Origin of the sequence: Agrobacterium sp. LMR679 (assembly GCF_027157905.1) — a bacterium.
GTDB lineage: Bacteria > Pseudomonadota > Alphaproteobacteria > Rhizobiales > Rhizobiaceae > Agrobacterium > Agrobacterium leguminum.
The window spans coordinates 244,444-259,186 of record NZ_JAPVOJ010000001.1 but is presented as its reverse complement, the minus strand read 5'-3'; the positions used below and the strand labels follow the sequence as shown (position 1 = coordinate 259,186).

Sequence of the window (14,743 nt, the reverse complement as noted above, 5' to 3'; positions counted from 1 at the left end):
AGCAGATTTTGCCTGCCGCCGTCGCCGGGTCGTTGCGCAAGGGATGGAATTGCAGTCTTGATGCGTCAAAATCTCGTCGCTGTCGATGTCGGCACCGCCAGCGCCCGGGCCGGCATTTTCGATCCGGCCGGCCGGCTGCTTGCCCGCTCCACCCATCCCATCTTGATGCAGAGGCCGCAGGAAAACCACGCCGAACACGATTCCACCGACATATGGAAGGCGGTCTGCAGCGTGGTGAGGGCAGCGCTTGCCGAGGCCGGTGTTTCGCCGCAAAGCATCGCCGCCATCGGTTTCGACGCCACCTGCTCGCTGGTCATCCGCGATGGGCGGGGTGAGCCGGTTTCGGTTTCCGTTACCGGTGAAGATCGGTTCGACACCATCGTCTGGCTCGATCACCGGGCGATATCGGAGGCCGATAGCCTGACGGCGTCCGGCCACCGGGTGCTGGATTTCGCCGGCAACAGCGTCTCGCCGGAAATGCAGATGCCGAAGCTGATGTGGCTGAAGACGCATATGCCGGCAAGCTGGTCGCGCATGTCCTTCGCTTTCGATCTGGCGGATTTTTTGACGTGGAAGGCGACCGGTTCAGCGCAGCGTTCAAATTGCACGCAGACGGCGAAGTGGAATTTTCTGGCGCAGGAAAATCCCGGCTGGCAGGCGGATTATCTGGAACTGGCTGGCCTTGCCGATTTGAGAGAGCGGGCAGGGCTGCCGGAGACCACGGTAATGCCGGGTGATAGCATCGGCCCGCTTTCGCCCGAAGCTGCCGCCGAACTGGGTCTCGATACCGGTTGCCAGGTGGCGGCGGGCATGATCGACGCCTATGCCGGCGCGCTCGGCGCATTGGGCGGCTGTCTGTCTGCGGATGTGGGCCGGCATGTGGCGCTGATCGCCGGTACGTCGAGCTGCCTTGTCGCCATGTCGGAGCGGCAGATGCCCGGCCACAGCCTCTGGGGTCCCTATTGGCAGGCGATCCTGCCGGGTCACTGGCTGGTGGAGGGCGGGCAATCGGCCACCGGCGCGCTGCTCGACCATATTGTGCGCATGCACGCGGCTGGCGGTGAGCCGGATACGGCATTGCATGCCCGCATCGTTGCGCGGGTAACGGAATTGCGCGCGCTTGAGGGCGAGGCCTTCGCCGAGCGGCTGCATGTGCTGCCGGACTTCCACGGCAACCGCTCGCCGCTTGCCGATCCCCATGCGGTCGGTGTCATCAGCGGGCTGACTTTGGATACGTCTTTCGACAGTCTCTGCCGTCTTTACTGGCGCACGGCCGTCGCCATTGCGCTCGGCGCGCGCCATGTGCTCGATGCGATGGAGCGTTTCGGTTATGCGGTGGAAAGCCTGCACGTTACCGGCGGGCATGTGAAGAACCCGCTGCTGATGGAGCTTTATGCCGATGTGACGGGCAAGCGCATCGTCGTTCCCGCCACCGCCGATGCGGTGCTGCTCGGCACGGCGATGACGGCGGCGACGGCCGGCGGGGTGCATGCGAACCTTGCGGCTGCAGGGGCCGCCATGTATCCGGGCAATGCGGAAATATCGGGCAATCCGGCGCGTGGCCCCCGATATGAGCGGGATTATCGCCGCTTTCTCGCCATGTACCGCCATCGTCAGGAACTCGAGAGCCTTTGATTTTCTGAAGGCAAGGCCGAGTAGGTGCCGCGCGTTTCTTCTCCCCGCCGGGGAGAAGGTGGCCCGAAGGGCCGGATGAGGGAGAACGCCAGCGATGAACGCACTCCAGCCCCCTCATCCCGCTGCCGCGGACTTCTCCCCGGCGGGGAGAAGAAACAAGCGGCAACCGCTCGATTTCATATGCCGCCGCTGCCGCTAAACGCAATCAGCCACGCAGCGAGCGTTTCAGGGCGGTCAGGTTCTTTGCCCTTGCCCTGCCGCTGTCATCGGCGCTGGCGCCAAGCGCACAGAGGGTGAATTCCAGCAGGGAGACCAGTTGCAGCAGGCCCTGGCCGCCATTCTGCGCCTGCGGCATGGCAAGGCAGAGATCTGCGCTTTCCGGTCCCCATTCATAAAAGCGTGTGGTGATCAGCAATGTCCTGTAGCCGCTCTTGCGCGCCATTGCCGACAGGCGTTGCAGCGGCGACAGGGCGCCGCCGCAATCCATGATGACGAGCAGCGCCTGCGCGGGGTCGAAATCCCACAGGGCGACATAGGCCGCGCTGTCGCTGCCGAGATAATGGATATGGCCCCGGCTCTCCAGAAGCCGCCCGTAAAAATGCCGCCCGGCATCGAGACCTTCCGGAGAGGTTGCCAGAAAAACATTGCCCGCCGTGGCGATCTCGTTCATGGCAACCCGCCAGATCGATTGGGTGGTCATGTCGAAAGCGGTCTGGATGGCCTGAATCTGCTGCGACAGAAGCTGCGAAAACGGGTTGGAATGGCGTTCGCCGCCTTCGGTCATGGCGGGCTGGTCCGCGCCGGCCGTTTCTTCGGCATGGCGCAGATCGGCGCGTATATCGCTGAATTGCCGGTATCCCAGCGAGCGCAGGAAACGGCCGACCGTCATTGGACTGAGGCTGAGCTTGGCGGCCAGCGTCTGCGCCGTCTCGAACGGCAATTCGTCCAGATGTTCGATCAGATATTTGGCGATCTTGCGCTCTGAAGGGGTGCCTGCCTTCATGGCGCGCGTAAGGTTCAACAGCAGCTTTTCCACCAACGCCTCATTCTTTTATCTTTATTGAACGATGATGCATGCGCGCGCGCAAACGAGCGTGCGAACCGCAATTTGACGGTGGGGGATAGCTTTTCCGGCCTTGTCCTCCACCGGACCGGAATGCGAAATATAATAGGTATATTATTATATTTTAGAGATACCTTTTATTCAAGAGAAATTCCATCTGCGGTTTAAATCCAGCCATTTGGCATCTTTCCGTCCGTCTTGCGAAGCGGGCGGGCAGCGCTTATCTCTCGTCTGGTAAGTGTGTTTCAACGCGAAAGGCGTCGAGGAGTTCCGGATGATTTTTGATGCGGCGAGGCTTGCTTTCCACAATCTCTTTGCCGCCGAAACCCGGTCGGTATTCTGGAAGGTTCTGGGGCTCACGCTTCTCGTGCTTGCGGCGCTGTGGTTCGCCATCCGCTCGATCTTCATTTATTTCGCCCTGCCGTGGGTGGATACGCTTATCCCCGGCGTGCCGGACTGGGCGGGCTGGCTGACCTTCGTTTTCGCCATTTTCGCCGGCATCGGGCTGGCGCTGGCGCTCGCGCTGCTCATTTCGCCGGTCACCGCCGTCATTGCCGGCCTGTTTCTCGACGATGTCGCCGAAGTGGTCGAGAAAGAGAGCTATCCGAACGATCCGCCGGGCAAGGCGATGCCGGTCGGCGAGGCCGTTCTGTCCTCCATCAAGTTCTTTGGCGTCGTCATTGCCGGCAACCTTGTCGCGCTGTTGCTGCTTCTGGTGCCGGGTATCAATCTCATCGCGTTTTTTCTGGTGAACGGTTATCTGCTCGGCCGGGAATTCTTCGAATTCGCGGCGATGCGTTTCCGCTCGCCCGCCGAAGCGAGGTTGTTCCGCTCAAAACACCGCACCACCGTCTTCATGGCCGGGCTGGTGATAGCGGCCTTCCTGGCGGTGCCGTTTCTCAACCTGTTGACGCCGCTTTTTGCAGCCTCGATGATGGTGCATCTGCACAAGGCCGTCAGCCGGCGCGATCCCTCATTCGCCGCTGGCCGCACTGAACAGCTGCGGGGGTAATTCCACCAGCGGCGCTGGGATATCGAAGGTCTTTTCCGGCGATTTGCAGATATCGGCAATCACGCAGCGTTCGCATTCCGGCTTGCGCGCCTTGCAGCAGTAACGCCCGTGCAGGATCAGCCAGTGATGGGCATGGAACAGATATTGTTCTGGAATGATGCGGATCAGCCGGTCTTCAACCTCGTCAGGGGTTTTGCCCGGCGCAAGACAGAGCCGGTTGGCAATGCGGAAGACGTGGGTATCCACCGCAAGCGTGGGCACGCCGAAGGCCATGGACATCACCACATTGGCCGTCTTGCGGCCCACACCCGGCAGCGTCACCAGCTCCTCGCGGGTTTTCGGCACCTCGCCGCCGAAATTGTCGATCAGCATCTGCGACAGGGCAATGACGTTTTTCGCCTTGTTGCGGTAAAGCCCGATGGTCTTGATATAACCGATCAGGTCTTCCTCGCCGAGCGCCAGCATCTTTTCCGGCGTATCGGCCACCTTGAACAGCGCGCGGGTCGCCCGGTTCACGCCCACATCGGTCGCCTGTGCGGAAAGCGCCACGGCCACCAGCAGGGTGAAGGGATTGGTATGTTCCAGCTCGCCTTTCGGCTCCGGCCGCTGAATGGAAAAGCGGCGGAAGATCTCGGTGAGTTCGTCCTTCGAATAGGCCGTTTTCACCCGCGCCGGCTTGCGCGCGGATGCCGGATTTGACTTTTTCAATGTTTGGGTGCTGGATCGTTTTTTGGCGACTGTCATGGACTATCTATAGCCAGCCCGCCCTGAGGAAAGCAACGTGGATACGCTCAACGACCAGCCGATTTTCGCGGCGGAACTCGTTCCGCACCGTTCGCTTGGCAGAAGGGGTTTCCGGCTGCTCCTGCTTTTCTCCGGCCTGGCCTGCCTTGTCTATGGCGGCTTCTTCCTTGCCACCGGGGCATGGCCAGTCGGCCTGTTCTTCGGGCTGGATTTCCTGCTGCTTTATGCCGCCTTCCGCGCCAACTACCGGGCGGCGAAGGCGCGGGAAGAGGTCAGCGTCTCGCGCACCAGCCTGTCTATCCGCAAATTCTCTCCGGCCGGGCGGATGGTGGAACATCGCTTCAATCCCTTCTGGGCGCGTTTCAGGGTGAGGCGGCACGATGAGATCGGCATCGTCTCCATGCATGTGACGGGCGAGGGGCGGGCGACCGATATCGGTTCGTTTCTCAACCCGGATGACAGGGAGAGCTTCGCGAAAGCTTTCGGCGGCGCGCTGGCGACTGTCAGGCGGCGGATGTAAAAGGATAATCCAGCTCTCCCTCCGTCATTCCGGCCCTGAGCCGGAATCCAGCCGACGCGTGTCCGCGCGGCGGAAAAGACTCCTTTCAGCCCAAGGACTTGGGCTGGCTGGATACCGGCTCGAGGCCGGTATGACGGTAGAAACTGAGTACGGCGCAAGAAACGGGTGGAGACGAAGTCGCTTTAATGGTTTTCTCTTACCCGTTAGGAGATTTGCGATGAACGCCAATATTATGCTGAACGAAGACATCACCCCCATCGGAACGGATTACGACACGGTGCGCGGGGTTATCGAGCTTTTGACGCTGGATTATCGCGAGCAGCCCTCCCTCGAAGCCATCGCCGCTGAGCTCGGCCAGTCGCCGACGCAATTGCAGAAGACCTTCACCCGCTGGGCCGGCCTTTCGCCCAAGGCATTCCTGCAGGCCGTAACGCTCGATCATGCCAAGCGGCTGTTGCGCGAGGAGGATTTGCCGCTGCTGGAAACCTCTATCGAGGTCGGCATGTCGGGGCCGGGACGCCTGCACGATCTGTTCGTCACCCATGAGGCCATGTCGCCCGGCGAATGGAAGGCCAAGGGCGGCGGGCTGACGATCCGTTACGGTTTCCACACCTCGCCCTTCGGCCTTGCGCTGGTCATGGTGACAGATCGTGGCCTTGCCGGCTGCGCCTTTGCCGATCCGGGTGAGGAAAGGGCTTGTTTCGAGGACATGGCCGGCCGCTGGCCGAATGCCGATTATGTCGAGGATCGCGAAGCGACGGCACCCTACGCCGCCCGCATCTTCGATCCGTCCATGTGGTCGGCGGACAGGCCGCTGCGCGTGGTTCTGCTCGGCACGGATTTTCAGGTGCGGGTCTGGGAAAGCCTCCTGAAAATCCCGATGGGCCGCGCCGTCACCTATTCGCACATCGCCTGCGATATCGGCCAGCCCACCGCGTCGCGTGCGGTTGGTGCGGCGGTCGGCGCCAACCCGGTGTCCTTCGTCGTTCCCTGCCATCGCGCCGTGGGGAAAAGCGGGGCTCTGACGGGGTATCACTGGGGCCTGACCCGCAAGCGGGCTATGCTCGGCTGGGAAACGGGGAAGGTGTGAGTTTGGTCGACCGTTCGAGCCCCGCAACAAAACGCACCAACGAAGATGCGCTGCCGCATGGGCTTTCTCCGGCATGGCATGAGAAATGGAGGAGCGGCGTGAGGGCAGGGTTGGCAGAGGCCGCTGCCGGAGAGTTCGTTACTGCAGAAGAGATCGGCGTTGTGTTGAGCAAATATGCCAAGGCATGAAATGCCCGGAGTTCTCGCGTATCGTCATCCTCGGTCCTGTGCCGAGGATCTACTCACGTCGAATAAAATCAATCGGTTGCAGATCCTCGGGACAAGCCCGAGGATGACGGCGGAGGTTGGATGACTGCCCGCCAATGGCCCGACGAGGCCTAAACCAGCTCCATCAACGCTCTTGCCGCCGCCTCGTCTGTTATCAGCGTATTGCACCCGATCCGCTTGATCGTGGCGCGGATGGCGATGGCGCGGTGGGCGCCGCCGGAGGCCAGCACGATGTGTTTGGCCTTGCGCAGCGTATCGAGATCGATCGCCATGGCGCGCTGGTTGATCGGATGATCGACGGAGCGGCCTTCGGCATCGATAAAATTGAACATGGTGTCGCAGACGCAGCCGGCATCGATGAGTTCCTGCAGCGTCGCCTTGGAAATGAAACCTTCCGACAGCGATGTCGAATGCGGGCCGATATCGCCGCAGGAGACGATGGCGAGATCGAGCGTTTCGGCGAGATCGTAGAGCGTCGCGAGCCCGCATTTTTCAATCAGCGCCCGTTTAGTCTCGACGGAATCCACCAGGAGCGGCGCAAGGAACATGTAACATTCCGCCCCGAGCGCGCTCGCCAGCCGCCAGGTGTAATCCAGCGGGTTGGTCTGGTGCACGGCGACGATACCGCCGAGCAGCGACACGACCTTGCAATTTTCCCGGCGCGGCGGGCGGAAGCTGGAGAGCGAGGCGGTCATTGTGCGGCCCCAGCCGACGCCGATGGTGGCCTCGTTCGGCACCGCTTCGGAGAGGAATTGCCCGAGCGCCAGCCCGACCGCCTTGGCCGTGCCTTCGGCGTTCGCCTTGTCCGGAGATGGGCCGGGGGAAGGGATGATCACCGCCTCATCCAGCCCATAAGCCGCCTCCAGCCGGCCGGCCAGCTCGACGAAATCCTCGATGCCTTCGTTGATCCAGATCTGCACTTCGGAGCGCTTCATCGCCTCGTCCAGCAGGCGGATGACGGTGGAGCGGCTGATGCCGAGTTTTTCCGCGACGTCTTTCTGCGTCATGCCCTGATTATAATAGAGCCATGCGGCGCGCAGCCGCAGAGACGCCGCTTCCGAATAGGCCGTATGGGTTTCTCTTCTCAGTTTCGCCACGGTTTCCGCCATTCTTTATTAGCGACCGAGTATCGCAGGCGTGAAACTTATGTCAATTGCGATGCGCAAATGTCTTGACTTTCGTGCCGCTTGCGATAGTTGGAACCGACGAAACCGCGATTTCGGCCTTGGGCGCACCCTCGGTGCGGGAACGAAATGACGGCTGAGCAAGTTTTCAAGAGATCATGAAGGATCATCAGATATGACATCCAAACTCGAACAACTTCGCGCCATCACCACGGTCGTTGCCGATACCGGCGATATCGAGGCGGTTGCGCGCCTGAAGCCGGTGGATTGCACCACCAACCCGACCATCGTTCTCAAAGCGCTCGGCACGCCGGCCTTTGCGGATGCGGTGAAGGAAGCCGTCGCATGGGGCAAGAAGCAGGGCGGCCAGTCCGACGCCGTGGTTGCCGCCGTTGCCGACCGTCTGGCCATTTCCGTGGGCGCGGCCCTTGCCGGCCTCGTTCCCGGCCGCGTGTCGACCGAAGTCGATGCCGACCTTTCCTTCGATACGCAGGCCTCGATCACCAAGGCGCGCCACATCATCGCCGCCTACAAGGAGCGCGGCATCGAGCGTGAACGCATCCTCATCAAGCTGGCCTCCACCTGGGAAGGCATCAAGGCTGCCGAGGTTCTCCAGTCCGAAGGCATCGACTGCAACCTGACGCTGCTTTTCTCCCAGGCCCAGGCGATTGCCTGCGCCGAAGCCAAGGTCTTCCTCATCTCGCCCTTCGTCGGCCGTATTCTCGACTGGTACAAGAAGTCGACCGGTGAGAACTACACCGCCGAGACCGATCCGGGCGTCGTTTCGGTGCGCAGCATCTACAATTATTACAAGGCCAATGGCATCGGCACCGTCGTCATGGGCGCCTCCTTCCGCAATGTCGGCGAAATCGAAGCGCTCGCGGGTTGCGACCGCCTGACGATCAGCCCGGCGCTGCTGGAAGAGCTGGACAAGGACAGCGGCAAGCTGGAGCGCAAGCTTTCGCCTGACAATGTCAAGGCAGAGCCGCTGCAGTCGCTCGACGAGAAGGCCTTCCGCTGGGCGCTCAACGAGGACGCGATGGCCACCGAGAAGCTTTCGGAAGGCATCCGCCTCTTCGCCAAGGATCTGGTGACGCTGCGCGAGATGGTCCGCAAGGAACTGACGCTGGCTGCCGCTTAAGGGGTGGAGCTAAGGCTTCCGGTGGCCTTGCCACACACATGACGTCATCCTCGGGCTTGTCCCGAGGATCTATCCACGTTGCGTGAAATCAATCGGTTGCAGATCCTCGGGACAAGCCCGAGGATGATGAAAAAAGGGAGGTCGTCTCCTCGTCTTTAACCTCGGCGGAACATTTTATGCTCTCACCGCGTTTAAGAGATATAAATCTCCAGTCACTCAAAACGCGATCGGGTCCCTGCCGGTCGCGTTTTTTTGTGCGTCTCAGGAATTTCCGTTTCCCGTCGCCACTTCGGAAATCCGCTTTGCTGCCTCGCGGATCAGCGCTTCACAGGCCTCGCGTGTCGGGGCCTTGCCGCCAAGCGGCGTGATATAGGGGCAGGTGATGACGGCAAGCGCCGTGCCGTCGAGCGTCAGCACCGGGGCGGAAATATTGCGGACACCGGCGGTCTGAAGGCTGTCCATGGATTCGAAACCGTTTTTGCGCACCTCCGTCAGCCGCCCGGCAAGGTCCGGCGGCACGGTTTCGCCGCTGCCGCGCACCTGTTCGGTTATCATGATCTGGCGCTGCGCCTCGGTCTGGAAGGCCAGAAGCACATGGCCGGAGCCGGTGTGGAACAGGCTCATCTGCGCGCCGACCCGCATGGACATGGCCCAGTAAGTGGACGATTCCTGTTGGGCGATAACGACGACGCTGCCGCGATCATAAACCGCCAGATGACAGGCCTGCTCGGCGCTTGCCGAAAAATCGCGCATGACCGGTGCGGCGAAAGAAACCAGCCGGCGGATCGGCGCGTGGAAATGCGCCAGCCCGAACATTTTCAGCGTCAGTGAGAAGCGGTCTCCGTCAAGTCGCTGCACATAGCCGCGGCGCACCAGCCGGTCCAGCATGCGATAAAGCTCGTTCGGGCTTTTGCCGATAGACTTGGCGATCTCGATCTGGGTCAGCCCGCCATCGGTGCGGGCCAGAAGTTCGAGAATATCCAGACCCTTGTCGAGGGCGGGAGCGCGATATCTTTCGCTGTCGTCGTCGGTCATCTGGCCTCGAAGGTGTTTCGTGCGGTCGCCGAGTGGGCAGCCTGAAAATATGGTTGCCCGATACCCGCCATCCACGCAAGTTTGCTTGACGCCATATGAATACCGCGTTTACATATGAATTGTCGATCCATATTTGAGATCATCGAAATTCAGCGGTCCGGTGCCTGAAGGGCGGGCGGGCCTTAGCGGGAGGCTATTCATGGTGCAGGATTTTAACGGCCGGACAGTGGTGATCACCGCCGCCGGTCAGGGTATCGGCCGGGCGGCGGCGGAGCGGTTCGTGTCGCTCGGTGCACGCGTCATCGCCACCGATATCAACGAACAGGCGCTTTCAACGCTGAAGGGTGCGGAAACCCGGGTTCTGAACGTGCTGGATGGCGATGGCGTCAAGGATTTCGCCGCCGATATCGGCCATGCGGATGTGCTTTTCAACTGCGCCGGTTTCGTTCATTCCGGCACCATTCTCGATTGCGAAGAGAAGGACTGGGATTTCTCCTTCGATCTCAACGCCAAGGCCATGTATCGCACCTGCCGCGCCTTCCTGCCCGGCATGCTGGAAAAGGGCAAAGGCGCAATCGTCAACATGTCCTCCGTCGCTTCCAGTGTGAAGGGCGTGCCGAACCGTTTCGCCTATACCGCCTCCAAGGCGGCCGTGGTGGGTCTGACCAAAGCCATCGCCGCCGATTTCGTTACCAAAGGCATTCGCTGCAACGCCATCTGCCCCGGCACGGTCGATAGCCCGTCCCTGCATGACCGCCTGCGCGCCACCGGCAATTACGAACAGGCGCTGGCCGATTTCATCGCCCGCCAGCCGATGGGCCGTATCGCCACGCCGGAAGAAATCGCGGCGCTGGTTACCTATCTCGCGTCGGACGAGGCAGGTTTCACCACCGGCCAGATTCACGTCATTGACGGCGGCTGGACTGGCTGAATCTTTTTTAGGGAGAGGAGAGAGGCGACCGGCGTAAAAGCCGGTCGCCTTTTTTCATTCAGACGACGGCGCTTCCGGCCATCAGTGCAAGCACGAGGAAGACCAGGAAGATCACCACGGCGATGAAGAACAGGATTCGGGCCACGCCCGCCGCGGCTGCCGAAATGCCGGTAAAGCCGAATACGCCCGCGATCAAAGAGATAACAAAGAAAATAAGAGCCCACTTCAGCATGGCGCTTCCCCTTTTGCATAATTTCCCGAGCCCGCCGCCCCGCGACAGGCTCGGTAAAATGACGCGCAAAAGGCGAAAATGTTCCATACGCCCGCAAAAATCGTTATTTTAGAGTGTTTTCGCTTTTCTTCGAATAGCGAAAACACTCTAACTTTGTTTTGGCGCATTTCCGGACGGAAAACCGGGGTCCACTTTTCCTGGAAATGCTCTAGAAGCCTGTTTCCCCTGCCGCATCGATCCTCCTCGCCTTCAAGGTGGTGCGGATGAAGGTGGCAACGAAAGCAAGGCTCATGAACATGACGATGGTGGGGGCCGGCGCGCTGTCGATGAGGAAGCTCAGCCATATGCCTGCCAGCGATGAGGTTATCGCCACAGCAATGGCCACCAGCAGCATGGCGGAAAAACGCCGGGTCAGCAGGAAGGCGATTGCGCCCGGCGCGACCAGCATGGCGACCGAGAGGATGATACCCACCGCCTTCAGCGCCCCGACGACGGTGAGCGACAGAACCATCAGCAGACCGTAATGCAGCAGCCGCACCGGCAGGCCGATGGCTTTCGCATGCTGCGCATCGAAGGCGTTGACCAGCAGGTCCTTTCGCAGGATGCCGAGAAATAGGGTGGCGAAAAGCGCGATCAGGCCCGTCTCCAGCATGTCCGAGGGCGCAATGCCCAGCATGTCGCCGAAGAGGATGTGGTCGAGATGTACGTCGCTCTGCACCTTCACGTAAAGCACCAGTCCCAGCCCGAACATGCCGGAAAAGACGATGCCGAGCACCGTGTCTTCCTTGATGCGGCTGTTTTCCTTGATGAAACCGGTGCCGAGCGCGCAGATCATGCCGGCGATGAAAGCGCCGATGGAAAGCGGGATGTTGACGATATAGGCCAGCACCACACCGGGCAGCACGGCGTGGGAAACCGCATCCCCCATCAGCGACCAGCCCTTCAGCACCAGAAAACAGGAGAGCATCGCCATAGGCACCGCGATCATCAGGGTGATGATGAAGGCATATTGCATGAAGGGCAGCTGAAACGGCAGGATGGCGAGTTCGAGATAGTCGCTCATGGCGTCTCCTCCAGCGCCCTGCGGGCCTTGGCGCGGGAAGCGAGAAGCCCGTGCTTGGGCGCAAAGACGAAGGCAGCAAGGAATATCGCCGTCTGCAGCACGACGATGACGCCGCCGGTCGCGCCATCGAGGAAATAGCTGAGATAAGCGCCAACGAAGCTGGTGGCCGCGCCGATGATGAGGCTCATCAGGATCAGCCGTTCGAAACGGTCGGTCAGGAGATAGGCGGTAGCGCCCGGCGTCACCACCATGGCGACGACGAGGAAGGCCCCAACGGTCTGGAGGGCGGCAACCGTGGAGGCGGCAAGCAGGGTGAAGAAGATCACCTTCAGCACTTCCGGCTTCAGCCCCACGGTGCGGGCGTGGTTCTCATCGAAGAACACCACCATGAAGTCTCGCCATTTCAGCGCCAGCACGATGAGGCTGATGCCGCCGATCAGCGCCAGCTGAATGGTGTCTTCGGCGGTGATCGCCAGAATATTGCCGAGCACGATGGTCTGAATATTGACCGAGGTGGGCGAGAGCGACACCATGAACAGGCCAAGCCCGAAAAACGAGGTGAAGATCAACCCGATGATCGCGTCTTCCTTGAGCCGTGTCTTCTGATTCAGGAACAGCATGGAGCCGGCCGCAAGCCCGCCGGAAAGGAACGCGCCGAGCGAAAAGGGCAGGCCCAGCATATAGGCGCCCGCCACGCCCGGAACGATGGCATGGGACAGCGCATCGCCGATCAGCGACCAGCCCTTCAGCATCAGATAGGCCGAGAGAAAACCGCAGACGCCGCCCACCAGTGCACTGACCCAGATGGCGTTCAGCATGTAACCATAGGTGAAAGGCTCAAGAAGGCTGTTTATCATCGACTTTTTCTTTCGGAGCCTCAGGATCGCGCCCGTTCTGGCCATTCTTGCCGTAGATCACGAAAGGCCGCTCGTCATCGGTAATGACCTTCACCCGACGCGGATCGGCGTCGTTATGCAGGTCTGCCCCGCCCAGCACGAAGTGGCGCAGGCTGCCGCCGAAGGCTTTTTGCAGGTTCTCCTCGTTGAAGGTATCCACCGTCTTGCCAGATGCCAGCACCGTGCCCTTGACGAAGACGGCGCGGTCACAGAATTCCGGCACGCTGCCGAGATTATGGGTGGAGACCAGCATGACGCGGCCCTCGTCGCGCAGCGCCTTCAAAAGTGCGACGATCTGCTCTTCCGTCGTCACGTCGACACCGGTGAAAGGCTCGTCCAGCAGGATCACCTGACCCTCCTGCGCCAGCGCGCGGGCCAGAAACACCCTCTTCTTCTGCCCGCCGGAGAGTTCGCCGATCTGGCGCTTGCGATAGTCCAGCATATTGACGCGTTTCAGCGCCTCTTCGACCATGTGATGGTCACGTTTCGAGGGGATGCGCAGGAAATTCATGTGGCCGTAACGGCCCATCATCACCACATCCTCCACCAGCACCGGAAAGCTCCAGTCCACCTCCTCGGCCTGCGGCACATAAGCGACGAGGTTTTTCCTGAGCGCTTCCTTCACCGGCAGGTCGAAAATAGAGACTGAACCGGCGGCCAGCGGCACGAAACCCATGATGGCCTTGAAAATCGTGGACTTGCCGGCGCCATTGACGCCGACAAGTGCAGTGATCGTTCCGCGGGGGATGGAAAAGCTGGCATTTCTTAATGCGGTGTGGCCGTTTCGATAGGTCACTGTCGCATTTTGAACCGTCAGGCCGCCGCCTGATTTTTTACTGCCCATTCTCATGAAGACAGCCCCTTGGCAATGGTTTCGCTGGTCACGCGCAAAAGGTCCAGATAGGTCGGAACCGGGCCGTCCGCCTCGCTCAGCGAGTCCACATAGAGGATGCCGCCATAGGCCGCGCCGGTTTCCTTGGCCACCTGCTCTGCGGGATCGGCGGAAACCGTGCTTTCGCTGAAGATGACGTGGATATTGTGCTCGCGCATGGCGTCGATCACGCCGCGCACCTGCTGCGGTGTGCCCTGGCTGTCGGCATTGACCGGCCACAGGAACAGTTCCTTCAGGCCGAAATCGCGGGCGAGATAAGAAAACGCGCCTTCACTCGTTACCAACCAGCGCTTGTTTTCCGGCAGAACGGAAAGCGCGTCGCGGATCGGCTGCACGGTGGCTCTGATCTTGTCCGAATAGGCCTTGGCATTGGCGGCATAGACATCGGCATGGGCAGGGTCGATTTCGGTCAGGCCCTTGCGGATATTTTCCACGTAGATCAAGGCGTTATCGGGCGACATCCAGGCGTGCGGATTGGGTTTTCCCTGATAGGCGCCGCCGCTGATGGCCATGGGTTCCACGCCGTCGCTCACCGTCACGCTCGGCACGCCGGAAAGGTTGGCCAGGAACTTTTCAAACCACAATTCCAGATTGAGGCCATTGCGAAGCACCAGATCGGCCTTGCGGGCTTTGAGAATATCGCGCGGCGTTGGCTGGTAGTTGTGAATTTCAGCGCCCGGCTTGGTAATGCTTTCCACCTCCGCCGCATCGCCCGCCACATTGCGCGCCATGTCGGCGATGATGGTGAAGGTCGTCACGACAGTCGGCTTTTCCTGAGCAAGGGCAGCGCCGGGAAGAAAAAGCGAACAAGCGAAAATCGCGTGGCGGATTTTATGGAAGTTCACGGGGCTCACCAGATTTTGTTGCGATTAATTCGCAATACCATCTGTTATAAAATCACGCTTGTCAACGCTATTGCAAATCATTCGCAAATTAGTGCATTTCGCAAATGTCCGAAAATGGTGCGTTTTTGCCGGTGTTGCACCGGCGGGATTAAACTTTTTTCAATGAGAAAGCGGCACTATCGCAAGGCTCGGACAGCGTGGTCCGAAGCTTGTCCCGCGTGTGTTCCTCATCCTTCGAGCCACGTTTTGGGGTGAGGGCGAGAGGCGGGGTACTTGATGTCAGGATGTTGCGG

General features: G+C 60.7%; 16 protein-coding genes. 7 read left to right on the top strand and 9 right to left on the bottom strand.

Translation table 11 applies throughout. From position 1 onward, the window contains the following. Nucleotides 1-60: 60 nt before the first annotated feature. Nucleotides 61-1,635, top strand: coding sequence for an FGGY-family carbohydrate kinase (locus O3W47_RS01180; RefSeq protein ID WP_269313695.1), 1,575 nt, complete (start codon nucleotides 61-63; stop codon nucleotides 1,633-1,635). A gap of 205 nt (nucleotides 1,636-1,840) precedes the next feature. Here O3W47_RS01180 and O3W47_RS01175 read toward each other — a convergent pair whose 3' ends face one another. Then, nucleotides 1,841-2,674 carry a MurR/RpiR family transcriptional regulator gene (locus O3W47_RS01175; RefSeq protein ID WP_269312737.1) on the bottom strand — a complete coding sequence of 278 codons (834 nt, stop codon included), beginning with the start codon at nucleotides 2,672-2,674 and terminating at the stop codon, nucleotides 1,841-1,843. A gap of 298 nt (nucleotides 2,675-2,972) precedes the next feature. Here O3W47_RS01175 and O3W47_RS01170 point away from each other — a divergent pair, with 298 nt between their 5' ends. Then, entirely contained in the window at nucleotides 2,973-3,710 is a 738-nt protein-coding gene (locus O3W47_RS01170) for a sulfate transporter family protein (RefSeq protein WP_269312736.1), read from the top strand. Here O3W47_RS01170 and nth read toward each other — a convergent pair. Continuing rightward, nucleotides 3,672-4,454 carry an endonuclease III gene (nth, locus tag O3W47_RS01165; RefSeq protein WP_269312735.1) on the bottom strand — a complete coding sequence of 261 codons (783 nt, stop codon included), beginning with the start codon at nucleotides 4,452-4,454 and terminating at the stop codon, nucleotides 3,672-3,674. The genes O3W47_RS01170 and nth overlap by 39 nt on opposite strands. 37 nt (nucleotides 4,455-4,491) lie before the next feature. On the opposite strand from nth, the gene O3W47_RS01160 reads away from it, so the two are divergent. The 3 genes from O3W47_RS01160 to O3W47_RS01150 all read left to right on the top strand — a co-directional run bounded on the left by O3W47_RS01160 (nucleotide 4,492) and on the right by O3W47_RS01150 (nucleotide 6,252). Further along, nucleotides 4,492-4,974, top strand: a complete 483-nt coding sequence (locus O3W47_RS01160) for a DUF2244 domain-containing protein (RefSeq protein ID WP_003523126.1) — start codon at nucleotides 4,492-4,494, stop codon at nucleotides 4,972-4,974. A 217-nt stretch (nucleotides 4,975-5,191) separates the two neighbouring features. Continuing rightward, nucleotides 5,192-6,064, top strand: coding sequence for a bifunctional helix-turn-helix domain-containing protein/methylated-DNA--[protein]-cysteine S-methyltransferase (locus O3W47_RS01155; protein WP_269312734.1), 873 nt, complete (start codon nucleotides 5,192-5,194; stop codon nucleotides 6,062-6,064). A 2-nt stretch (nucleotides 6,065-6,066) separates the two neighbouring features. Continuing rightward, nucleotides 6,067-6,252, top strand: coding sequence for a CopG family ribbon-helix-helix protein (locus O3W47_RS01150; protein ID WP_442864597.1), 186 nt, complete (start codon nucleotides 6,067-6,069; stop codon nucleotides 6,250-6,252). Nucleotides 6,253-6,401: 149 nt separating this feature from the next. Here the strand turns inward: O3W47_RS01150 and O3W47_RS01145 are convergent, their stop codons facing one another. Next, complete coding sequence (locus O3W47_RS01145) at nucleotides 6,402-7,388, bottom strand: sugar-binding transcriptional regulator (RefSeq protein ID WP_035228277.1); 987 nt, start codon at nucleotides 7,386-7,388, stop codon at nucleotides 6,402-6,404. A 202-nt stretch (nucleotides 7,389-7,590) separates the two neighbouring features. Here O3W47_RS01145 and tal point away from each other — a divergent pair, with 202 nt between their 5' ends. After that, a complete protein-coding gene (gene tal / locus O3W47_RS01140) occupies nucleotides 7,591-8,556 on the top strand; it encodes a transaldolase (RefSeq protein WP_262532489.1) in 966 nt (321 codons plus the stop codon). A gap of 261 nt (nucleotides 8,557-8,817) precedes the next feature. Here tal and O3W47_RS01135 read toward each other — a convergent pair whose 3' ends face one another. Continuing rightward, on the bottom strand, nucleotides 8,818-9,591 hold the full coding sequence (locus O3W47_RS01135; protein WP_135399288.1) for an IclR family transcriptional regulator: 774 nt from the start codon (nucleotides 9,589-9,591) through the stop codon (nucleotides 8,818-8,820). 199 nt (nucleotides 9,592-9,790) lie between these two features. Between O3W47_RS01135 and O3W47_RS01130 the strand changes: the two genes are divergently transcribed. Further along, nucleotides 9,791-10,522 carry an SDR family oxidoreductase gene (locus O3W47_RS01130; protein WP_065656346.1) on the top strand — a complete coding sequence of 244 codons (732 nt, stop codon included), beginning with the start codon at nucleotides 9,791-9,793 and terminating at the stop codon, nucleotides 10,520-10,522. A gap of 58 nt (nucleotides 10,523-10,580) precedes the next feature. Here the strand turns inward: O3W47_RS01130 and O3W47_RS01125 are convergent, their stop codons facing one another. From O3W47_RS01125 to O3W47_RS01105, 5 genes are all read right to left on the bottom strand, one after another. After that, entirely contained in the window at nucleotides 10,581-10,754 is a 174-nt protein-coding gene (locus O3W47_RS01125; RefSeq protein WP_003499086.1) for a DUF1328 domain-containing protein, read from the bottom strand. 208 nt (nucleotides 10,755-10,962) lie between these two features. Then, nucleotides 10,963-11,817, bottom strand: coding sequence for a metal ABC transporter permease (locus O3W47_RS01120; protein WP_269312732.1), 855 nt, complete (start codon nucleotides 11,815-11,817; stop codon nucleotides 10,963-10,965). After that, on the bottom strand, nucleotides 11,814-12,674 hold the full coding sequence (locus O3W47_RS01115) for a metal ABC transporter permease (protein ID WP_065656348.1): 861 nt from the start codon (nucleotides 12,672-12,674) through the stop codon (nucleotides 11,814-11,816). Before O3W47_RS01115 ends, O3W47_RS01120 begins: the two co-directional genes overlap by 4 nt. Beyond that, nucleotides 12,655-13,563, bottom strand: coding sequence for a manganese/iron ABC transporter ATP-binding protein (locus O3W47_RS01110; protein WP_162934228.1), 909 nt, complete (start codon nucleotides 13,561-13,563; stop codon nucleotides 12,655-12,657). The genes O3W47_RS01115 and O3W47_RS01110 overlap by 20 nt, the downstream gene beginning before the upstream one ends. After that, nucleotides 13,560-14,450, bottom strand: coding sequence for a metal ABC transporter substrate-binding protein (locus O3W47_RS01105; RefSeq protein WP_442864596.1), 891 nt, complete (start codon nucleotides 14,448-14,450; stop codon nucleotides 13,560-13,562). Before O3W47_RS01105 ends, O3W47_RS01110 begins: the two co-directional genes overlap by 4 nt. Between the last annotated feature and the right edge of the window lie 293 nt (nucleotides 14,451-14,743).